The organism is Actinomadura sp. NPDC023710 (assembly GCF_040639875.1).
Lineage (GTDB): Bacteria > Actinomycetota > Actinomycetes > Streptosporangiales > Streptosporangiaceae > Spirillospora > Spirillospora citrea.
The window spans coordinates 74230-95027 of record NZ_JBFAGB010000028.1 but is presented as its reverse complement, the minus strand read 5'-3'; the positions used below and the strand labels follow the sequence as shown (position 1 = coordinate 95027).

General features: G+C 73.9%; 17 protein-coding genes and 1 pseudogene. 11 read left to right on the top strand and 7 right to left on the bottom strand.

Annotation, left to right across the window (positions count from 1 at the left end; genetic code table 11):
• Positions 1-165 precede the first annotated feature (165 nt).
• The gene (locus tag AB0H37_RS29255) at positions 166-2079 is read right to left on the bottom strand and encodes an amino acid permease (RefSeq protein ID WP_360616407.1); all 1914 of its coding nucleotides are present in this window, start codon (positions 2077-2079) and stop codon (positions 166-168) included.
• 383 nt (positions 2080-2462) lie between these two features.
• Between AB0H37_RS29255 and ggt the strand changes: the two genes are divergently transcribed.
• From ggt to AB0H37_RS29240, 3 genes are all read left to right on the top strand, one after another.
• Complete coding sequence (gene ggt, locus AB0H37_RS29250; protein ID WP_360616406.1) at positions 2463-4370, top strand: gamma-glutamyltransferase; 1908 nt, start codon at positions 2463-2465, stop codon at positions 4368-4370.
• A gap of 52 nt (positions 4371-4422) precedes the next feature.
• The gene (gene cutA, locus AB0H37_RS29245) at positions 4423-4785 is read left to right on the top strand and encodes a divalent-cation tolerance protein CutA (RefSeq protein ID WP_179833660.1); all 363 of its coding nucleotides are present in this window, start codon (positions 4423-4425) and stop codon (positions 4783-4785) included.
• A gap of 86 nt (positions 4786-4871) precedes the next feature.
• On the top strand, positions 4872-5738 hold the full coding sequence (locus AB0H37_RS29240) for an oxygenase MpaB family protein (RefSeq protein WP_360616405.1): 867 nt from the start codon (positions 4872-4874) through the stop codon (positions 5736-5738).
• 3 nt (positions 5739-5741) lie between these two features.
• Here AB0H37_RS29240 and AB0H37_RS29235 read toward each other — a convergent pair whose 3' ends face one another.
• The gene (locus AB0H37_RS29235; RefSeq protein WP_360616404.1) at positions 5742-7286 is read right to left on the bottom strand and encodes an MDR family MFS transporter; all 1545 of its coding nucleotides are present in this window, start codon (positions 7284-7286) and stop codon (positions 5742-5744) included.
• Positions 7287-7400: 114 nt separating this feature from the next.
• Between AB0H37_RS29235 and AB0H37_RS29230 the strand changes: the two genes are divergently transcribed.
• Complete coding sequence (locus AB0H37_RS29230; protein WP_329093480.1) at positions 7401-7931, top strand: MarR family transcriptional regulator; 531 nt, start codon at positions 7401-7403, stop codon at positions 7929-7931.
• A 1-nt stretch (position 7932) separates the two neighbouring features.
• Here AB0H37_RS29230 and AB0H37_RS29225 read toward each other — a convergent pair whose 3' ends face one another.
• The 5 genes from AB0H37_RS29225 to AB0H37_RS29205 all read right to left on the bottom strand — a co-directional run bounded on the left by AB0H37_RS29225 (position 7933) and on the right by AB0H37_RS29205 (position 13044).
• The gene (locus tag AB0H37_RS29225) at positions 7933-8232 is read right to left on the bottom strand and encodes a metal-sensitive transcriptional regulator (protein ID WP_179833662.1); all 300 of its coding nucleotides are present in this window, start codon (positions 8230-8232) and stop codon (positions 7933-7935) included.
• An 85-nt stretch (positions 8233-8317) separates the two neighbouring features.
• The gene (locus tag AB0H37_RS29220) at positions 8318-8908 is read right to left on the bottom strand and encodes a histidine phosphatase family protein (RefSeq protein WP_329093478.1); all 591 of its coding nucleotides are present in this window, start codon (positions 8906-8908) and stop codon (positions 8318-8320) included.
• Positions 8909-8976: 68 nt separating this feature from the next.
• Positions 8977-10092, bottom strand: a complete 1116-nt coding sequence (gene ald / locus AB0H37_RS29215) for an alanine dehydrogenase (protein ID WP_179833664.1) — start codon at positions 10090-10092, stop codon at positions 8977-8979.
• 165 nt (positions 10093-10257) lie between these two features.
• Positions 10258-11424 carry a glycerate kinase gene (locus AB0H37_RS29210; protein WP_360616403.1) on the bottom strand — a complete coding sequence of 389 codons (1167 nt, stop codon included), beginning with the start codon at positions 11422-11424 and terminating at the stop codon, positions 10258-10260.
• Positions 11425-11598: 174 nt separating this feature from the next.
• The gene (locus tag AB0H37_RS29205; protein WP_329093474.1) at positions 11599-13044 is read right to left on the bottom strand and encodes an NCS2 family permease; all 1446 of its coding nucleotides are present in this window, start codon (positions 13042-13044) and stop codon (positions 11599-11601) included.
• A 199-nt stretch (positions 13045-13243) separates the two neighbouring features.
• Between AB0H37_RS29205 and AB0H37_RS29200 the strand changes: the two are divergent.
• The 7 genes and pseudogenes from AB0H37_RS29200 to AB0H37_RS29170 all read left to right on the top strand — a co-directional run.
• Positions 13244-13546 (top strand): annotated as a pseudogene (locus tag AB0H37_RS29200) (helix-turn-helix domain-containing protein); the annotation flags it as partial.
• A 14-nt stretch (positions 13547-13560) separates the two neighbouring features.
• Positions 13561-14859: a tetratricopeptide repeat protein gene (locus AB0H37_RS29195; protein ID WP_360616402.1), complete on the top strand. Its 1299-nt coding sequence runs from the start codon at positions 13561-13563 to the stop codon at positions 14857-14859.
• Positions 14860-14942: 83 nt separating this feature from the next.
• Positions 14943-16067, top strand: coding sequence for a DUF5685 family protein (locus tag AB0H37_RS29190; protein ID WP_360616401.1), 1125 nt, complete (start codon positions 14943-14945; stop codon positions 16065-16067).
• A 111-nt stretch (positions 16068-16178) separates the two neighbouring features.
• Positions 16179-16817: a copper resistance protein CopC gene (locus tag AB0H37_RS29185; RefSeq protein WP_329093470.1), complete on the top strand. Its 639-nt coding sequence runs from the start codon at positions 16179-16181 to the stop codon at positions 16815-16817.
• On the top strand, positions 16810-18858 hold the full coding sequence (locus AB0H37_RS29180; RefSeq protein ID WP_329093469.1) for a cytochrome c oxidase assembly protein: 2049 nt from the start codon (positions 16810-16812) through the stop codon (positions 18856-18858). Before AB0H37_RS29185 ends, AB0H37_RS29180 begins: the two co-directional genes overlap by 8 nt.
• 58 nt (positions 18859-18916) lie before the next feature.
• Positions 18917-20149, top strand: coding sequence for a histidine kinase (locus tag AB0H37_RS29175; RefSeq protein ID WP_360616400.1), 1233 nt, complete (start codon positions 18917-18919; stop codon positions 20147-20149).
• Positions 20146-20796: a response regulator transcription factor gene (locus AB0H37_RS29170; protein WP_179833670.1), complete on the top strand. Its 651-nt coding sequence runs from the start codon at positions 20146-20148 to the stop codon at positions 20794-20796. Before AB0H37_RS29175 ends, AB0H37_RS29170 begins: the two co-directional genes overlap by 4 nt.
• Positions 20797-20798: the final 2 nt, after the last annotated feature.

The window sequence follows — 20798 nt, the reverse complement described above, 5'->3', positions numbered from 1 at the left end:
AGAACATAACCGAGACCCGGGGGCGCTGTCCAGTGCGTACCTCCGGAGACGAGCGAGGGCGCCGCCCCGTGAGGGGGGCGACGCCCTGGGTCGTTCAGCGGGCCCGGGTTCGGCAGGCCCGGCGTTCGGCGGAACTTTACAAAACGGAAGTTCTGCGGTGCGGCCTCAGCGGCGGTGCCGGCCGCCGTGCGGGGGTTCCTGGTGCTCCCCGCTCTGGCCGCGTCCGCCCCGCGGGCCGTACGGGTCCGGGACGCCCGGGTCGAGCGCGTACGGATCGTCGGCCTGGCCGGAGGGGTACCGCTCCGGGGCGCGCTCTCCGGAACGGGGATCGCGGGCGAACTGGCCGCCCGGCTGCCGTCCGGTCGAGTACCGGCCGGTCGGGTAGGAGCTCTCGGGCGCGCCGGAGTGCCGCTCGGCCGGCCGGCTCCCCGTCCCGTACGGCCCGGGGGAGGAGTAGGCGTCCCGCGGGCCGGGCGGCGGGGCCATGCCGGGCGGCGGGGCCATGCCGGGCGGCGGGGCCATGCCGGGCGGGGGAGCGGGGGCGAGCCGCGCGGTGACGGGGCGTTCGGGCGGCGCGTCCAGCAGGAGCTTCATCTGGCTCTTGCGGCGCCCGTAGACCAGGTACAGGACGAGCCCGACCGCCATCCAGACGGCGAAGTACCCCCAGGTCTGGACGTTCAGGTTCAGCATCAGCCAGCCCACCGCGACGATCGTCAGCAGGACGACCAGCGGTGCCGCGGGCATCCGGAAGGGCCGGTGCAGGTCGGGCCGGGAGCGGCGCAGTGCCAGCACCGCCGCCGCGACGAACAGGAACGCGAACAGGCTGCCGATCACGACGAGCTGCTCCAGCGTGAGCACGTCGACCGTCTGCGACATGACCACCGCCGCGCCGCCGGCGACGAGCGTGGCGCGGGACGGCACCTTGTAGCGGCTCATCGCGGCCAGGGGGCGCGGGAGCAGGCCGTCGCGCGAGATGGAGAACACCACCCGGGTCAGGCTGATCATCAGCACCAGGATCACGGTGGTCAGCGCGAGCATCGCGCCCACGTCGACGATCTTGCCCATCGCGCCGGCGCCGACCGAGTCGAAGGCCGCGGCGAGCAGGAGCTTGTCGGGGTTCAGCGTGGCGATGCCGTCCATCCCCATCATGCCGACCAGCGCGAACGCCACGGCCGCGTACAGCACGATCGCGATGACCAGGGCGGTGAGGATTCCGCGCGGGACCTTGCGGGGCGCGTCGTCGGTCTCCTCCGAGGCCGTCGCGATCAGGTCGAACCCGATGTAGGCGAAGGCGATCGCGGGCGCCGCCGCGAGCATGCCCCAGGTCCCGAACACGTGCGGGGTGCCGCCGCCGACCGCGCCGAGCACGGCGTCCAGCACCGTCTTCTCGCCCGCGGGCGCGGGCTGGGAGGGCGGCAGGAAGGGAGTGAGGTTGCCGGGGTGGAAGAACTTCAGCGCGGTCGCGATCACGAGCCCGATCACGATGACCTTGGCCAGCACCATGAACCACAGCGACTTCAGGCTCATCCGGCTGCCGCCGGCGAGCATCAGGACGACCAGCAGCAGGATGCCGAGCGCGAACACGTCCGGTCCCTTCTGCTGGCCGATCAGGTCGCCGAGCCCGCTCGGGATCGGCACCCCGAAGTCGTGCAGCGCCTGCGTCGCGTAGAGGGACCAGACCCGGGCGAGCACCGACGCGGCCAGCAGCAGTTCCATGATCAGGGCCCAGCCGACGACCCACGCCCAGACCTCGCCGAACGCGACGTAGGCGAAGGAGTAGGCGCTGCCCGCGACCGGGATGATCGAGGAGAGCTCGGCGAAGGCGAGCGCCGCCAGCACGCACACGCCGCCCGCGATGAGGAACGACACGAGCACGCCGGGCCCCGCCGTGGAGGACGCCTGCTCGCCGGCGATCTTGAAGATGCCGGATCCGATCATGACGCCGAGTCCGAGCACGACGAGATCGCGGGTCCGGTAGACCACGCGGAGCCGATGCCGGCCGCCATAGAGCCTGCCGGTCGCCTGCTCGACCGGCAGCCGGCGGAACATGTTGTTGCGCATGCGCATGTCCAAGGTCATAGGTGGTCCCCCAGGCCTGAACCCGCGCCGCTGATCGCGAGGTGACGGCTTGCTGAAGTCCCTAAGAATTCACCAGGTATGAGCAAAATAGCAACGTTTTGTGGGTGATTAGTGCGGTCAGGCGGTTGTCGGATCCTGCCAAGCGCCGCAGGTCGGCGACGTGTCGCAGCGGCTCACTCACGCTCGGCACAGGGAGGCCGAATCCCTTTCCGGTGGAGCGTTCCGAGCGAATACGCCTCATTTCCAATGAAGAAAGCGCTTAATGATCTTTGTGTCGTTCGGGCCCGCCGGGACCGGGCGCGACCGGGGTCGGCCGGTGCGGACGCTGGCGCGGGTTGAAGATCGGTGACAACGTAGGGGCGCCGCGTTCGTCTGGAGGTCCGGTGTTGCGCTCCTCGTCGCCCTCGCAAGCGTCCCCGTCCCGCCCGCCGGCGCCGCCGGGGCGATCGCGCAACCGGCGCCGCACGGCCGCCGTGGCCGCGCTGACGGTCGCCGCGTCCCTCACCGTCCCCGCCGCCGCGGGCGCCGCGCCCGTCACGGGGCCCGCGCCGGGGCACCCGGCCCCGCCGGCCAAGCAGGCGGTCGCGACCGGATTCGGCGGCGCGGTCTCCACCGTCGACCCGGACGCCAGCCGGACGGCCCTGGAGGTCCTCAGGCGCGGTGGCAACGCGATGGACGCGGCGGTCGCGTCGGCCGCGACGCTCGGGGTCACCGAGCCGTACGTGTCGGCCATCGGCGGCGGCGGCTACATCACCTACTACAACGCCAGGACGCGCCGCGTCTACGCGCTCGACGGCCGCGAGTTCGCGCCGGAGCGGATGCGCCAGGACTCCTTCGTCGACCCGGCGACGGGCAGGCCGCTGCCGTTCGACCAGGCCGTCACAAGCGGCCTGGGCGTCGGCGTGCCCGGCACCCTCGCCCAGTGGGACCTCGCGCTACGCCGCTTCGGCAGCCGCGACCTCGGCACCCTGCTGCGCCCGGCGATCGGCGTCGCGGACCGGGGCTTCGTCGTCGACCAGGAGTTCCACGACCAGACCGCGGTGAACGAGGCGCGCTTCCGCGACATCGTCCCGACCCGCGAGCTGTTCCTGCCCGGCGGGAAGGTGCCCGAGGTCGGCTCGGTGTTCCGCAACCCCGACCTCGCCGGCACCTACCGGGAGCTGGCGAGGCGCGGCACGGACTGGTTCTACGAGGGCGGGCTCGGCAAGGAGATCGTCAAGACGGTCGCCAGGCCGCCGGTGGACCCGAAGGCGACCCGCGTCGTCCGCCCCGGCCTCATGGAGCGCTCCGACCTCGACGCCTACCGGGCGGTGCCGCGCAAGCCCACCCACGTCCCCTACCGGGGGACGGACGTGTACGGCATGCCGCCGTCGTCGTCCGGCGGCTCCACGGTCGGGGAGGCGCTCAACATCCTCGGCAACTTCCGGCTCGACCCGCGCGACCCGGTCACGGCCCTGCACTACTACCTGGAGGCGTCCAAGCTCGCCTACGCCGACCGCGGCCGCTACGTCGGCGACGCCGACAAGGTGGACGTGCCGCTGGAGGAGCTGCTGTCCTCCGGGTTCGCCCGCGAGCGCGCCTGCCAGATCAGGCCGGACCAGGCCGCCCCCGCGCCGGTCGCCCCCGGCTCGCCCGACGGCCGCTACGAGCCGTGCGTCCCACCGGGCACCCAGACCAGGGCGCTGGCGTTCGAGGGCCCGCAGACCACCCACCTCGTCGTCGCCGACAAGTGGGGCGACGTCGTGTCCTACACGCTGTCGATCGAGCAGTTCGGCGGCAGCGGCATCACCGTGCCGGGGCGCGGGTTCCTGCTGAACAACGAGCTGACCGACTTCTCCTTCCAGCCCCCGGCGCCCGGCCAGGCGCCCGACCCGAACCTGCCCGGCCCGCACAAGCGGCCGCGCAGCAGCATGGCCCCGACCCTGGTGCTCAAGGACGGGCGCCCGCGGCTCGCGGTCGGCACGCCCGGCGGCTCGACGATCATCACCACCGTGCTGCAGATCCTGCTGAACCGCATCGACCTCGGCATGGACCTGCCCGCCGCGCTCGCCGCGCCGCGCGCCACCCAGCGCAACACCCCGCAGGTCTTCGCCGAGCAGGCGTTCATCGACCGGTACGGTCGCGACCTCGCCGCCCGCGGCCACCGGCTGGAGCCGTTCCCCGGCCCGCCGCAGGGCGTGATCGGCGCCGCGACCGGGCTGGAGTTCCTGAGGCCCGGGCTCGTCCAGGCCGTCGCCGAACCGACCCGGCGGGGCGGCGGCAGCGCGCTCGTCGTCCGTCCGGCCCGTTGACACTTGCCTACCCCGGGGCGTGCCCGGACGGCGAGCGGGAAGGAGTCGTGCCATGGCGCACTCATACGTGCAGGTGACGACCGCGACCGACTCACGCGCCGAGGCCGCCGAGCTGGCCCGCTCGGCGGTCGCCGAGCGGCTCGTGGCCTGCGCGCAGCTGGTGGGCCCGATCGCCAGCACCTACTGGTGGGAGGGCGAGATCGAGTCGGCGGAGGAGTGGATGGTGCTGTTCAAGACCTCCGCCGACCGGTTCGACGAGCTGGCCTCCCTGATCACCGAGGGGCACTCCTACGACACCCCGGAGATCATCGCGACCCCCGTGGTGGCGGGCAGCATGGACTACCTCGCCTGGATCACCGAGCAGACCGAGCCCGAGGAGCAGGACGAGGCGATCGCGGAGGACGACCGGGATTGATCGTGTGACGGCCGTCATGGCAGGGTAAGCCTTCGATTACGCGGCGCGGGCGGCGCGCCCGGCCGCGGCGGCGGAAGGCGGTCGAGGTGCACGAGGCGAGCGAGGAGAGGGTGGACCACGGGCTGTTCGGACCCGGCTCGGTGACCTGGCACGTCATGGGCGAGCCCGTGCTGGTCGTCGGCGGGATCCGGGCGCTGCTGCTCCAGGCGCTGCACCCGCGCACGATGTGGGGGACCGCGCAGAACTCCGAGCTCATGGACCCCTCCGCGGCCTGGTCGCGGCTCGTCCGGACGGTCGAGTTCGTCCGCGTCCGCACCTACGGCACTCACGAGGAGGTCGAGCGGGTGGGCCGCCGCGTCCGCCGGCTGCACTCCAAGCTGACCGGCCTCGACATGCGCACCGGCGAGACGTTCCCCGTCGACGACCCCGGGAACCTGCTGTGGGTCCACATGGGCGAGGTCGACTCCTACCTGGACGTGGCCCGCCGCGCCGGGGTGCCGCTGACCGCCCGCGACGCCGACGCGTTCGTGGACGAGCAGCGCCGCGCCGCCGCGGTCGTCGGCCTCGACCCGGCGGACGTGCCGGCCACCGTCGCGGAGATGCGGGACTACTACGCCGGCATGCGGCGGCAGATCTGGGCGTGCCGGGAGGCGCGCGAAGGGCTGCGCCGCATGTTCAGCCCGGCCGTGCCGCGGCCGCTGCTGCCACTCAAGATCGCTGCGCCCGGCATCGGGGTGCTGGTCGTGTCGACGCTGCCGCGCTGGGCCCGCCGCATGTACGGGCTGCCGGGGCTGCCGACCTCGGACCTGGCCGCCACGGTGACGCTGAAGGGCCTCTACCGCACCACGCAGGTCGTCCCGGAGCGGTTCCGGTACTCGCCGGACGCCCGGCGGGCCAGGCGCCTCACGCGCGAGCACGAGACGGGCCTGTCCACCTGGTCGATAGCCTCCTGAGCCTCACCCCATCGGGGGAGCGTCCGGCACGGTGTCGCGTTCGTGGGCGCCGTGCCGCGGGAGCAGCAGCGCGGGCAGGATCAGCACGGCGGTGAGGACGAGCGCGATCCAGAACGTGTGCGCGAACGCGTCGGCCAGCTTGGGCGCGAGCTGCTCGCGGACCCGTTCGGGGATCTGCCCCACGCCGCCCCCGGCGCCGCCCCCGCCGCCCGCCGCCCGCGGGAGGCGGTCACTGATCTGGCGGGACAGGACCACGGCGAGCAGCGCCGTGCCGACCGACCCGCCGAGCTGGACGATGATGTTCAGCGTGCTGCTGGCGCGCGACACCACCGCCCGGCTCAGCGTCGTCAGCGCCGCCGACATGGTGGGCATCATGGTGCAGCCGAGCCCGAGGCCCCGCACGTAGAGGGCGCCGCCGAGCAGCCAGTAGGAGGTGTCCGCCCCGACCGTCGCGAACGGGATGGTGCCGAGCACCAGGACGACGATGCCGACCGGGACGATCCGCCCGGCGCCGAGCTTGTCGGTGACCACCCCGGCGAGCGGCATCGCGGTCGCGGCGCCGAGGCCCTGCGGGGCGAGCAGCAGCCCGGCCGCGAACGCCCCCTCGCCGCGGGCGGTCTGGTAGTACAGCGGGATCAGCAGCATCGAGCCCATCAGCGCGATGCCGACGAAGAACACGGCGACGGCGGCGGTCGCGAACGTCCGGTCGGCGAACAGCCGCACGTCGATCAGCGCCCGTCCGCGGCGCCGCAGGCTGTGCAGCGCGAACAGCGCGATCAGGACCACCCCGCCGACCAGCCAGGCGATCGTGGCCGGGCGGCCGAAGCCGCCGTTGCTGCTCGCCGTGGACAGGCCGTAGATGAGCAGGACGAACCCGGGCGGCAGCAGGAGCAGCCCGCGCAGGTCGATCCGGGGGGCCGTGTGCTCCCCCTGGGCGTGCGGCACCTTCCACCACGCGAGCGCGAAGGCGAGCGCGCCGACGGGCAGGTTCACGAAGAAGATCCAGCGCCAGTCGACGTCCTGGACCAGCCAGCCCCCGAGGACGGGGCCGAGCACCGGCCCGAGCAGCATCGGGACGCCGACGATGCTCATGATCCGGCCCATCCGGCGCGGCCCGGCCGCCATCGTCAGGATGGCCATGCCGGTCGGCATCAGCATGCCGCCGCCGAGCCCCTGCACCACCCGGAAGACGATCAGCGACTCGATGTTCCAGGCCGCGCCCGACAGGGCCGACCCGAGGACGAAGAGCACGATCGAGGTCATCCACACCCGGCGCCCGCCGAACCGGTCGACGGCCCAGCCGGTGAGCGGGATGACGGTGCCCATCGCCAGCATGTAGCCGGTGATGACCCACTGGATCGTCGACAGGCCGGTGTCGAAGTCGCGGCCGAGCGTCTCCAGCGCGACGTTGACGATCGTGGTGTCGAGGATCGCCATGAGGGTGCCCGACACGATGACCAGGCCGAGGACGATCGTCTGCCGGTCGAGCCGTTCGCCGCCCCCCGCGCCCGCGGGCGGCGCCACTCTCGTGGCCGGGCTTTCGCTCATGGTCGGCCCCCTCGCGTCGAGTCCCGGTCGTGCCGCGTCCCGGCGGCCAAGGCGGGAAACGCCTTGAAGTTCAACGTTTTGCAGTGCATCACGAAATGTGTTGAACTTCAAGATATGTCCGAGGAAGGGATCGGTGCCGCCGCGTCGGTCGACGCCGACCTGGAGACGATGATCCAGCTCCTGGGCCGGTTGGTCCGCGGTCTGAAGGGCGGGCGAGAGGACGCCGAGGAGCTCATCGGCGAGGTGCGGGCCGCGGGGCTCGGCCCCCGGCACGTCCCGGCGCTGATGCAGCTCGTCCTGCACGGCCCGGTGCCGGTCGGCGTGCTCGCCGGGCACATGTCGCTGAGCCCGGCCACGGTGAGCCAGCTGGTCGGGGAGCTGGAGCGGGGCGGCTTCGTCGAGCGGCGCCCGGACGAGCGGGACCGCCGGCGGATGATCATCAGCCTGAGCGAGCGGCACCGCGAGGTGACCGAGCGGTTCGCCTGGCGGCGGCTGCGGCCGCTGCGGGTCACGCTGGAGACGCTCACCCCCGAGGAGCGGGCGCGGTTCCTGCACGGGTGGCGCGTCCTCGTCGAGACCATGGAGCGCGCGGAGCCGGAGGCCTCGCGGGAGCGCGGCCCCGAGAGCGGCTGCCCGGGCGGGTGACTCAGCCGCGGCGCATGAGCCGCCCGACGGCCGCCATCAGCTCGGTCGACATCGCCTCGCCCTTGCCCTCCTCGGCGCCCTCGGCCACGCAGTGCCGGACGTGGCCGTCCAGCAGGCCGAGCGCCACCTTGTCCAGCGCCGCCTGGATCGCGCTGATCTGCGTGAGGATGTCGATGCAGTAGCGGTCCTCCTCGACCATCCGGTCGATGCCGCGCACCTGGCCCTCGATGCGGGCGAGCCGCGTCTGCAGCTGGTCCTTCGTGGCCGTGTATCCGCGGGTGGGGGTCTCGCTGGTCGCCATCTCCGTCCTCGCAATCCGTCGGGGGCGCTCGCCCGGGTACCCCTGGGGGACATCCCCCAACAGGTACCTTATGCGGTGGACGGCCTCAGGGTGCGGGCACGTTCCACGCGCTGACGACCGGCCGGTCGTGCTCGGAGCCCAGCGCCGACACGGTCCCGGTGTCCAGCGCGAACAGCCGCCCCCGCGCGGGCTCCAGGCCCAGCCACCGCGCCGTCAGCACCCGCAGGACGTGGCCGTGCGCGACCAGCGCGACGTCGCCGCCGGCGAGCAGCGGCCGCGCCCGCGCGAGGACCGCGTCCGCCCGCTCGCCGACCTGCTCGACGGTCTCGCCCGGATGGGCGGCGTCGCCCGGGACGACCCCGTCGTCCCACAGGAACCAGCCCGGCCGCTCCTCGCGGATCGCCCGGGTGCTGACGCCCTCGTAGCCGCCGTAGTCCCACTCCCACAGGTCGGGGTCGATCTCGTCCGTCCGCAGCCCGGCGAGTTCGGCCGTCCGCCGCGCCCGCTCCGCGGGGCTGACCAGCGTCCGCGCGAAGGTCCGCCCGTCCAGCGCGCCGCGCAGCGCGCGGGCCTGCTCCTCGCCCCTCGGGGTCAGCGGCAGGTCCGTCCGCCCGGTGTGCCGCCGCGCCCGGCTCCACTCGGTCTCCCCGTGCCGCACCAGGATCAGTTCACCCATGCCCCGCTGTCTACCCGGCGGACCGCCCTCGAAGAACCCCGGAACGGGTGACAGGACGGGGGAGGCCGTCAGCCGAGGATCGAGGTGAGGGGCGTGCGGGGGAGGCCGTGGGCCTCGGCGACGTGGTCGTAGACGAGCGCGCCGGCGTGGGCGTTGAGGCCGCGGGCGAGGGCGGCGTCGGCGTGCAGGGCCTGCCGCCAGCCCTTGTCGGCGATCTGGACGGCGTAGGGGAGCGTCACGCCGGTCAGGGCGTAGGTGGAGGTGTTGGGAACCGAGCCGGGCATGTTCGCGACGCAGTAGAACGTCGAGCCGTGCACCCGGTAGGTGGGGTCGGCGTGCGTGGTGGGCCGGGAGTCCTCGAAGCAGCCGCCCTGGTCGATGGCGATGTCCACCAGCACCGAACCGGTCTTCATCCGGGCCACCAGCTCGTTGGAGATCAGCTTGGGCGCCCGCGCGCCGGGGATGAGCACGGCGCCGATGACGAGGTCGGCGGCGAGGGCCTCCTGCTCGACCGTGTACGCGCTGGACACCAGCGTCCGCAGGCGGCCCTGGTAGACGGCGTCGATCTCGCGCAGCCGGTCCACGTCGACGTCCAGCACGGTGACGTCCGCGCCCATGCCGACGGCGATCTGCGCGGCGTTGAGGCCGGACACGCCGCCGCCGATGACGACGACCTTGGCGGGCGCGACGCCGGGCACGCCTCCGGGCAGGACGCCGCGGCCCCCGTTGAACGACATCAGGTTGTAGGCGCCGACCTGCGGCGCGAGCCGTCCGGCGACCTCGGACATGGGGGCGAGCAGCGGCAGGGAGCGGTCCGGGAGCTGGACGGTCTCGTAGGCGATCGCGGTGACGCCGGCCGCCAGGAGTGCGTCGGTGCACTCGCGGGACGCGGCCAGGTGCAGGTAGGTGAACAGGATCTGGCCCTGGCGCATCCGGTGGTACTCGGGCGCGACCGGCTCCTTCACCTTGAGGATCAGCTCGCCCTCGGCCCAGACCTCGTCCGGGCCGTCGAGGAGCTTGGCGCCCGCGGCGGCGAAGTCGTCGTCGGGGATCGCCGAGCCGGTCCCGGCGCCGCGCTCGACGAACACCTCGTGGCCGTGCCGGGTGAGCTCGTGCGCCCCCGCCGGGGTGATCGCCACCCGGTATTCGTGGTTCTTGACCTCGCGTGGGACACCGATCTTCACCGGGAGCTCCTCCGTCAACGCTGACCAGGACGTACGCCTCCAGCGTGCGGGGCGGGGACGAGGCCCGGCTATGCGCACTGTGCCAAGGCATCGGCCCTTTCGATGACACAGTGTAAAGAGCGCCTCAAGGCCGCCCGGGGAGCGCGGCCGTTGGAGCGGTCCGGGCTACGGGGGGCCCGGGGGGAGCCATTCGTCGGCGATCGCGACCGTCAACTGCTCCAGCAGCGGGCCCGCGCGGCGGACGCGGCGCTCGTCGTCCGGCTCGATGTCGGCCAGCGCGTACGCCGCCTGGATCCGGGCCTTGCGCAGCTGCTCGCCGGTGAGGCTCCGGCGGCCGGCCACCGCGACGACCGGCGCGCCCGCGCGCGCGGCGGCGCGGGCGACGTGCACCGGCGCGCTGCCGCGCAGCGACCGGGTGTCCAGGACGCCCTCCCCGGTGACGACCAGGCGCGCCCCGCGCGCCTTCGCGGCGAAGCCCAGCAGGTCGAGCATCAGGGCCGGGCCGGGCTCGATCGTCGCGCCGAGGAAGGTGAACGCGGCGAACCCGACGCCGCCCGCCGTCCCGGCGCCGGGCAGGTCGCGGGCCGCCTTGCGGGCCGCCGCCTCGGCCAGGTCGGCCCAGCGGCGCAGGCCCGCGTCCAGCAGCCGCACCTCGTCGCGGTTCGCGCCGCGGCGCGGTCCGTCCACCGCGGCGGCGCCGGTGCGGCCGAGCAGCGGCCCGGCCGAGTCGCCCGCCACCACCACCTCGATGCCCGACATGTCGGGCAGGCCGCGCAGGTCGAGGGCGTGCAGCGAGCGCAGCGCCGCGCCGCCGGGCGGCAGGTCCTTGCCGAGCGCGTCCAGCAGCCGCCCGCCGAGCCCCTGGACGAGGCCCGCGCCGCCGTCGGTGCACGCGCCGCCGCCGAGGCCGAGGACGATCCGCCGCGCGCCGAGCCGGACGGCGTGCGCGAGCAGCTGCCCCGTCCCGACGCTGGAGGCGGTGAGCGGGCGCGGCCTGCCGCCGGGCAGCCGCCGCAGCCCGGACGCCTCCGCCAGCTCGACCACCGCGCTGTCGCCGTTCAGCGCCAGCCGCGCCGTCACCGGACGGCCGGTCGGCCCGCACACCTCGACCTCGACGCGCCGCCACCCGGCCGCCACGGCGGCCTCGACGGTGCCGTCGCCGCCGTCGGCCACGGGCAGCTCCACCAGCGCGACGCCGGGGCGTGCGCGGCGCAGCCCGGCGGCGAGATGCCGCGCGGCCCGCGCCGCGGTCAGCGCTCCCGGGAACCTGTCAGGCGCCAGCAGGACGTGACCTGGCGGGGACGGGTGGGAGGGAGAGTCCGGGGACGCCACAGCCACGCCTTTCACGCCGGGGGGTAAGGCCCTACCTTCTGCTTACGTCATGCCGGCACTATTTGACACCCGCAACCGCCTCCGAGACCTACAAACGGGCGAGTTCTGTCGCGGAGTGGTCACCGTGCGTCCGTGTTTCCCCGGGGTCGCCCGCGCGCGGGCGGTCGTGCGGGCTCAGGCGACGCCGAGCCACTCCTCGATGGGGTGGATGGCGAAGAAGGCCACGAACAGGGCCGCCACGATCCAGAGGGCGGGGGAGATCTCGCGCAGCTTCCCGCGGCTGGCCTTGATGACCACGTAGCCGACGATGCCCATGCCCAGGCCGGTGGTGATCGAGAAGGTGAACGGCATCAGCACGATGGTGAGGAACGCCGGGATCGTGATCTCCAGGTCGGTCCAGTCGATCTTGGCGACCTGGGTCATCATCAGCGCGCCGACCACGACCAGCGCGGGCGCCGCGGCCTGTGCGGGGACGGTCGCCGCCAGCGGGGTGAGGAACAGCGTCACCGCGAACAGCGCGCCCGTGGCGATGTTGGCCAGGCCCGTGCGGGCGCCCTCGCCGACGCCCGCCGCCGACTCGACGAACACCGTGTTCGCCGAGGAGCTGGTGAGGCCGCCGAACGCGGCGGACAGCCCGTCCACCGACAGGATCCGGCCGAGCCGCGGAACCTCGCCCTTCTCGCTCACCAGGCCCGCCTCGTCGCTGATCCCGAGGATCGTGCCCATCGCGTCGAAGAACCCCGACAGCACCAGCGTGAACAGGACGACCAGCGCGGTGATGACCCCGGCCCGGCCGAACCCGCCGAACAGGGAGATCTCCCCGAACAGCCCGAAGTCCGGGGCGGCGAACAGCTTGTCGGGCATGTCCGGGGTGACCACCCCCCAGCCGCCCTGCTTGACGGAGGCGTTCTCCTGGATGACCACGGCCCCGACCGTCCCGGCGACGATGCTGATCAGGATCGCGCCGGGCACCCGCCGCACGTAAAGGACGATCATCAGCAGCAGGGTCGCCGCGAACACCAGCGTGGGCCACGTCTCCAGCCGCCCGCCGGTGCCGAGGGACAGCGGCGGGCTGGTGGCGCTGGAGGTGACGAACCCGGAGTCGTAGAGGCCGACCAGCGCGATGAACGCGCCGATCCCGACCGCGATCGCGTGCTTGAGCGCCAGCGGGATCGAGTTCATGATCCGCTCGCGGACGCCGGTGACCGCCAGCAGCACGATGACCGCGCCCTCGATCACCACGAGGCCCATCGCCTGCGGCCAGGTCATCACCGGTGCGGCCTGGAAGGCCACGACCGCGTTGATGCCGAGGCCCGCGGCGAGCGCCAGCGGCGCGTTCCCGACCAGGCCCATGATCACGGTGGTGACCGCGGCGGACAGCGCCGTCATCGTGGTGAGCTGAGGGATCGACAGGGTCGCCCCGGTGACGTCCTTCGCCCCGCCGAGGATGAGCGGGTTCAGCAGGATGATGTAGGCCATCGCGAAGAACGTGGTCACGCCGCCGCGCAGCTCGCGCGGGACGGTGGTGCCGCGTGCGGTGAGTTCGAACAGCCGCTCCAGCGGCCCGCGCCCGCTCGCCGGTGGTGAATCGTCGGCCGGTCCGGCCGTGGTCTTGGACATGACGGGCGCTCCGCTTTCAGCAGCATGGTGTTCGGAAACGGCGTGCACAGGGTAACCGTCCGGGACCCCGGAGAGGTCCGCGGGATCCGCGGAGGGGAGTTGCCGGGACGTGATTCCCGGCCTTCGCAGCGTGACGGGGGCGATGCGTCACCTATAGCCTGCCCTGGTGCGAATGCGAGACTCCGCCGGGGTGACGGCCCTGGACTCCTACGCGTGGCTGCTGGCGTCCGTCCCGGAGCGGACGCGGTCGTCGTTCCGCGCGCGGATGCTCGGCCCCCTGGAGGAGTACGACACCACCAGGCAGGCCGATCTCGTGCACACGCTGGAGGTCTTCCTGTCCTGCTCGGGTTCCTGGAACCGCACCGCGACGCGGCTGCACGTCCATGTGAACACGCTTCGGTACCGAATCCGGCGAATCGAGGACCTCACCGGCCGGGATCTCGGCAGACTTGAAGACCGAGTCGATTTCTTCCTCGCCCTGCGCGCGGCGAGCACCTTGTAGGCGGTGGTCACACGATGGATCGCGAGACACTGGGGCAGCGGATTCGCGCTCTGCGGATCCGGCAGGGCGTGAGCCAGGCGCAGCTCGCCTTCCCCGAGCTGTCCGACAGCTACATCTCGCTGATCGAGAGCGACAAGCGGGTGCCGGCCCCGAGCGTCGTCGACCTGCTGGCGGCGAAGCTGAACTGCTCGGCGACCTACCTCGTCAGCGGCGTCAGCGAGGACGTCGTGGACGAGCTGCGCGTCACCCTCGACTACGCCGAGATCGCGCTCAGCAACGGCGCGGCGGCCGAGGCGCGGGCCCGGTTCGCCGAGGTGCTCGCGAGCGCCGACGCGGTCGCGCTGCCCGAGATGCTGCACCAGGCCCGCTGGGGCCACGCGCTCGCGCTGGAGGCCGCGGGCGAGCTGGAGGAGGCGATCGCCGAGCTGACGGCGCTGACCGAGCAGGCGTCCGCCGAGGCCGACCTCGACCACTGGGCCAAGGTGCACGTCGCGCTGAGCCGCTGCCTTCGCGAGCGCGGCGACATCAGCGCGGGCGTGGAGGCCGCCGAGACCGCGCTGCGGCACCTCGTCGCCACCGGCGCCGACTCCACCGACGCCGCCGTGGACCTCGGCGCGGCGCTGCTGTCGGCGTTCATCGAGCGCGGCGACCTCGTCCGGGCCCGCCAGCTGGCCGCCCAGCTCGTCGAGCGGGCCGAGCGGATCGGCAGCCCCCGCGCCCGCATGGTCGCCTACTGGGAGGCCGCCTACGTCGCGGAGATCCGCGGCGAGTACGACGACGGCGTCGCGCTCGCCGAGCGGGCCCTGATGCTGGCCGGCGACGGCGAGGACCCCCGCAACCTCAACCGGCTCCGCGTCATCTACGCCGGCCTGCTGCTGCGGGCCAAGCCCGACCAGGCCGCCCGCGCCCGCGAGCTGCTCGCCCGGGTGCGCGGCGAGATCAGCGCCAGCTCCTCCGGCGAGATCGACGTGGCCTGGTGCCTGACGGAGCTGGCCCGCGCCGAGACCGCGCTCGGCCGTCCCGCCGAGGCGGTGGCGCTCGCCGAGGAGGCTCTGGACCTGCTCGGGGACGCCCCTCGCCGCGCCACCGCCGGTGCCCTGACCGTGCTCGGCGAGGCGTCGGTGCGGCTCGGCCGGCACGACCACGCGGTCGAGGTGCTGACCCGGGCCGCGACCTGCCTGGAGGAGATGGAGTCCTCCCGGGAGGCCGCCCAGGCGTGGTTCGACCTCGCCGAGGTGCTGGCCGGGACGGGGACCTCCGACGGGCCCCGCATGGCCGCCTACCGCCGCGCCCTGACCTGCGTGGGGGTCTGATCGGACCGTTCCGGCCGAACCGTTCCGCGCTCCGCCGCGTCCATGAATAATGCTGCGATCGGCGTGAGATGGGGGAGTTGTTCGTGTTCGGTGTTGTTCGACCCTGCCGCCATGTTCTGTGCGGGTCCCTGTTCAAGGACTGGATGGCCCACCTGTGCGGGCTGTGCCTGACGCTGCGGGCCGAGCACGGCCAGGCCGCGCGGCTCGTCACCAACTACGACGGCCTGCTGGTGTCGGTGCTGGTGGAGGCGCAGGCGCCGGAGCTGTCGCCGCGCCGCAAGGCCGGGCCGTGCGCCCTGCGCGGGATGAAGACCGCCGAGGTCGTCACCGCGCGGGCGCAGGGCGCGCAGCTCGCCGCGGCCGCGTCCCTGCTGCTCGCCGCCGGCAAGACCCGCGACCACGTGGCCGACGGCGACGGGCCGTACGCACGGCGGCTCGTCGCCGCCGCGGCCGGGCGGATGGCCGACCGGTGGGACGCCGCGGGCGGCCGCACGGGCGCCGCCGTCGGGTTCGACCCGGCGGCGCTGCGCGACGCGGTCGCCCGGCAGCCGCTCCTGGAAGCGGCCCCCGGCCTCGGGCTCCTCGACCTGACCGAGCCCACCGAGACCGCCGTCGCCGCGGTGTTCGCGCACACGGCCGTCCTCGCGGGCAGGGAGGGCAACGCCGAGACGCTCGCCGAGGCGGGCCGCTTCTTCGGGCGCCTCGCCCACCTCATCGACGCCGTCGAGGACCTCGCCGAGGACGAGGCGGCGGGCGCGTACAACCCGCTCCTCGCCACCGGGACCACCCTCGACGAGGCGCGCCGGCACGCCGACGGCGCGCTCCACGGGCTGCGGCTCGCGCTCGCCGAACTGGAGATGGAGAGGCCGCGCCTCGTCCGGGCCCTGCTGGAACGCGAGGCGGGCCGCTCGGTCGAGAGCGCCTTCGCCGCCCCCGCGAACCTGGCCAGGCGGGGGCCCAGGCCCCCGCGCCCCGGCTGGCCGATCCCGTGCTTCACCGGGACGCTGGTCTGCGTCAGCTGCGGGATCTTCCAGCCCGAGTGGAGCGATCACCACGGGGACTCGTGCGGCGACCGCTGCTGGTGCACCCGGCACGCCGACGGCTGCGACGGCTGCGACGGAGGCTGCGGCGACTGCTCCGGCTGCTGCGACTGCTGTGATTGCTGCGACTCGTGCGACTGCTGCGACTGCGACTGCGGGTGCAACTGACCGGCGGCGTTTCTCCCGGTTCGCGCCCTCGCGCGACCCGGGACGTGTCATGGTGGCGGGCTCAGTAGGGTAGACGGAGCCCTTCGACTCACCTAGAGAACCCGGCCCTCCATGAACATGCTCAAGTCCCGCCGGCCCCTGCGCCGCCTCGCTCTGATCGCCGCAGCCGCGCTCGCCTTCGGCGCCGCCACCGCGCCGCCCGCGATGGCGCACACGAAGCTGGTCGGCAGCACGCCCGAGAAGGGCAAGGCGGCGGACGCGGTCACCGAGGTCACGCTGGTCTTCAGCGACAAGATCAGCGTGGCGAAGGTCGTCGTCAGCGACGGGAAGAAGAAGGAGTTCCAGGCGGGCGCGGCCGAGCGCGCCGGGACCAAGGTCACGCAGAAGCTGTCCGGCCCGCTGCCCGCCGGCTCCTACACGGTCGCCTACCGGGTCGTCGGCGAGGACGGGCACCCGATCGAGGGCGACGACCTGGCGTTCAGCGTGACCGGGAACGGCGCCCCGCCGGCCGCCTCGTCCGCCCCCTCCGCCGGCGGGGTCGGCGCCGAGGAGCAGACGGGCCCGGCCGCCAACACCGACGAGCAGCCGCTCAAGGCCGACCAGCAGCAGACCGCGGCCGAGGAGGACTCCGGCTCCGGGATGCTCCTGTGGGTGCTGATCATCGCGGGCCTGCTCGTCGGCGTCGGCATCGGGGTGGTCATCGTGTTCCGCGCCAAGCGCAAGCACCCGGCGGCATCCGGCGGTGAGTAGGGGGAGCCTGGCCGTCTGGTGGGCGGGGGCGGCCGCCCTGGCCGCGTGCGCCGCCCTGCTGGTGGCCGGGCTCGTCCTCGGTGGCTCGGTCACCGAGAAGGTCATCCCCGGCCTCGGCGACGCGGGCGCCCTCACCCGGTGGGGGCTGCCGGTCTCCCGGGCGGCGATGGACCTGCTCTCCGCGCTGACCGTCGGCGCCCTGCTCGCCGCGGCCGCGTTCCTTCCCGTCGAGGGCGGGCGCGCCGCGCCGCGGTTGTCCGGGGACGCCGTCGGCTACCTGAACGCCGCCTCCTGGATCGCTGCGGCCTGGGCCGCCGCCGCGGCGGCCACGCTGGTGTTCACCGTCGCGGACGTGCTCGGCCAGCCGGTCGGCGACGTCCTCACCGGCAGCGAGCTGAGCAGTTATGTCGGCTCGCTGCCGCAGGGCACCGCCCTCATGATCGTGGTGCTGCTCGCCGTCGTGGTGGCGCTGCTGGCCCGCACCACCACCACGCCCGCCGCCGCGTTCGGGCTGCTCGCCCTGGCCGGGATCGCGCTGCTGCCCGCGCCGCTCACCGGGCACTCGGCCTCGGCCGCCAACCACTCCACCGCGACGACCGGCGTCGCCCTGCACGTCGCCGCGGTCGCCCCGTGGGTCGGCGGGCTCGCCGTCGTCTGCGCCCACGCGCTGCTGCGCCGCGACCGGCTGCCGCTCGTGGCGGAGCGGTTCAGCCGGATGGCCGCGTGGTGCTACGTCACCGTCGGCGCCAGCGGCCTGGTGAACGTGATCGCCCGGCTGCCGGACCCGCGGGAGATGGTCGAGACCGACTACGGGCGGCTCGCGCTCGGCAAGATCATCGCATTCTGCCTGCTCGGCTGGTTCGGCTGGTGGCACCGGACCCGGACGCTGCCCGCGGTGGCGGACGGCAGGCCGGGGATGTTCGCCCGGTTCGCGTCCGTCGAGGCCGCCGTGATGGGCGCCACCATGGGCCTGGCCGTCGCGCTGGCCCGGACCGCGCCGCCCGCGCCGGCCGAGCCGGAGTCCGCGGTCGAGTCGCTGCTCGGCTACGCCATGCCCCCGCAGGTCACCCCGGTGCGGCTGCTGACGCTGGGGCAGTTCGACCTGTTCTTCGCCGCCCTCGTCGTCGTCCTCGGCGGGCTCTACCTCGCCGCCGTCGTCCGGCTGCGGCGGCGCGGCGACTCCTGGTCCTGGGGGCGCACCGCGTCCTGGCTCATCGGGCTCCTGACGATCGTGGCCGTCACCCAGACCGGCGTCGCCAGGTACGCGCCGATCCTGTTCAGCGTGCACATGGCGCAGCACATGGTGCTGAACATGCTGACGCCGATCTTCCTGGTCGTCGGCGCGCCGGTGACGCTGGCGCTGCGGGCGCTCAAGCCCGCCCGCGTGCGCGGCGACCGCGGCCCGCGCGAGTGGCTCACCGCGGTGCTGCACAGCCGGTACCTCGCGGTCATCGCCCATCCCGCGGTCGCCACGCTCATCTTCGTGGTGAGCACGTTCGTCCTGTACTTCACGCCGCTGTTCGAGACCGCGATGCGCAACCATCTCGGCCACATCGCGATGACCGTCCACTTCCTGGCCAGCGGCTCCCTTTTCTTCTGGGTGCTGCTCGGCGTCGACCCGGCGCCGCGCAAGCTGCCCTATCCGGCCCGCCTCCTGCTGCTGTTCGTCACGATGCCGTTCCACGCTTTCTTCGGCATCGCCCTGATGAACATGAGCCAGGCGCTCGCGCGCGGCTGGTACACCGCGGTCGACCCACCGTGGGGCACCACGATCCTGCACGACCAGCACACCGGCGGCGCCATCGCGTGGGGCTTCGGCGAGGTGCCGACGTTCATCGTCCTGATCGTGCTGGCCTTCCAGTGGTACTTCCACGACCAGCGGCAGGCGCGGCGCATGGACCGCAAGGCCGACCGGGCCGCGAAGGCCGGGGGGCGCCCCGAGGACGACGAGCTCGCCGCCTACAACGCGCGCCTGGCCAGGCTCGCCGAGCGCGACCGCGCCGCCGGGGAGCGCGCGGCCGGGGAGAAGGACAAGGCGTGAGCGCGCTCTCCCCCGCGCGGGGGAGTGGGCGCGCCACCGGTTCTGTCAGGATCGGAACGTGCTCCGCGTGCTCCGCCCGCTGATCGAGCGGACGACCTGGCGGCGCTGGTCCCACCTCGTCGTGGGCGGCGCGCTGCTGATGCCGTACTGGTTCCTCGCGATCAGCCTGATCCCGCTGCTGCCGGTCGGCAACGACCTCGTCAAGGCCGTGCTGATGCTGGTCGTCATGCCGGCCGTGGCGACGTTCGTGACCGGGCTCGTGCCGACGGTGCGGCTGCTGGAGAGCTCGCTGGCCAAGGAACTGCTCCGGGGCCCCGCGACCGCGCTCGCGCCCGGCTCGGCGGGCTCCTGGGAGAGCCGCGGCCGCGCCGCGGCGTGGTTCACGCTGCACCTCGGCACGGGCGTGGTGGTCAGCGGGCTGAGCCTGGCCCTCCCCCCGGCCGCCGTCGTGATGCTCCTCGCGCCGGTGGTGAGCTGGGACACCCGGTTCCTGGAGTCCTGGGGCTGGCAGGACGCCTGGCACCAGTGGCCCGCGCCGCTGATCGGGCTGGCGGCGCTGGCCCTGCTGCTCGCGGTGATCGTGGGGGCCGGCGCCCTGCTGGCCCGGCTGGCGCCGGTCCTCCTCGGGCCGTCCGCCGCCGAGCGGCTGGACGGGATGCGGGCCGAGGCCGTCAGGCTCGCCGAGCGCAACCGGCTGGCGAGGGAGCTGCACGACTCGGTGGGGCACGCGCTCAGCGTGGTGACCCTGCAGGCGGGAGCGGCCGGGCGGGTGCTGGGCAGCGACCCGGAGTTCGCCCGCGAGGCGCTCGCCGCGATCGAGGACTCGGCCCGCGCCGCGCTGGAGGACCTCGACCACGTGCTCGGGCTGCTGCGCGACGACCGGTCCCGCCCGGCCCCGCAGGCCACGCTGAAGGATCTCGGACGGCTGCTGGAGCAGACGCGGATCGCCGGGGTCGCGCTGGACGCCGAGGTGGACCCGGAGGTGGAGCACGTCCCGGCGGCGGTGTCGCGGGAGGCGTACCGGATCGTCCAGGAGGGCCTGACGAACGCCCTCCGGCACGCGGGGAAGGTGCCGGTGCGGCTGCGGCTCGGCACCGACGGGGAGCGGCTGGAGGTCGAGATGACCAATCCGCTCGGCACGACCCGCGGCGAGGGCGCCGGCCATGGCGGCGGCCGCGGCCTCGGCGGGGTCCGCGAGCGCGTCACCGTGCTGCGCGGCGAGATGAGCGCCGGGGCCGACGGCGACCGCTGGCGTTTCCGCGTCTCGCTGCCGCTAAGGTCCGGGTCATGACGATCAAGGTTCTGCTGGTCGACGACGAGCGTCTGATCCGGGCGGGCCTCGCCGCCATCATCGACGCCGAGGACGACCTGGAGGTCGTCGGTGAGGCGTCCGACGGCACGGAGGTGCCGGGCGAGGTGCGGCGGCTGCGCCCCGACGTCGTGCTGATGGACGTGCGGATGCCGCGGCTCGACGGCATCCAGGCGACCCGCCACCTCCTCGCCACCGTCCCGGAGCCGCCGCGGATCATCGTCGTCACCACGTTCGAGAACGACGAGTACGTCTACGACGCGCTGAAGGCGGGCGCCAACGGCTTCCTGCTCAAGCGGACGCGGCCGGAGGAGATCCTGCAGGCGATCCGGATGGTCGCGCACGGCGACAGCCTGCTGTTCCCGGCGGCGATCCGGGAGCTGGCCGGGCGGCACGGCTCGTCCGGCGCCGGGGGCGCCGCCTGGCACGGCCGGCTCACCGAGCGGGAGGGGGACGTGCTGCGGCTGATGGCCAAGGGCCACTCGAACGCGGAGATCGCCGGTGAGCTCTTCGTGAGCCCGCAGACCGTGAAGACGCACGTCGGGAACATCCTCGCCAAGATGCAGGCCCGGGACCGGACCCAGGCGGTGATCTTCGCCTACGAGACGGCCTTCATCACGCCGGGGTGAGG

Coding starts and splice junctions, on each gene's coding strand:
- AB0H37_RS29220 (WP_329093478.1), bottom strand. CDS start 8,908: ATGGGTGAACTGATCCTGGTGCGGCACGGGGAGACCGAGTGGAGCCGG.
- AB0H37_RS29170 (WP_179833670.1), top strand. CDS start 20,146: ATGACGATCAAGGTTCTGCTGGTCGACGACGAGCGTCTGATCCGGGCG.
- AB0H37_RS29185 (WP_329093470.1), top strand. CDS start 16,179: ATGAACATGCTCAAGTCCCGCCGGCCCCTGCGCCGCCTCGCTCTGATC.
- AB0H37_RS29225 (WP_179833662.1), bottom strand. CDS start 8,232: ATGGCGACCAGCGAGACCCCCACCCGCGGATACACGGCCACGAAGGAC.
- AB0H37_RS29205 (WP_329093474.1), bottom strand. CDS start 13,044: ATGTCCAAGACCACGGCCGGACCGGCCGACGATTCACCACCGGCGAGC.
- AB0H37_RS29230 (WP_329093480.1), top strand. CDS start 7,401: ATGTCCGAGGAAGGGATCGGTGCCGCCGCGTCGGTCGACGCCGACCTG.
- AB0H37_RS29235 (WP_360616404.1), bottom strand. CDS start 7,286: ATGAGCGAAAGCCCGGCCACGAGAGTGGCGCCGCCCGCGGGCGCGGGG.
- cutA (WP_179833660.1), top strand. CDS start 4,423: ATGGCGCACTCATACGTGCAGGTGACGACCGCGACCGACTCACGCGCC.
- AB0H37_RS29255 (WP_360616407.1), bottom strand. CDS start 2,079: ATGACCTTGGACATGCGCATGCGCAACAACATGTTCCGCCGGCTGCCG.
- AB0H37_RS29195 (WP_360616402.1), top strand. CDS start 13,561: ATGGATCGCGAGACACTGGGGCAGCGGATTCGCGCTCTGCGGATCCGG.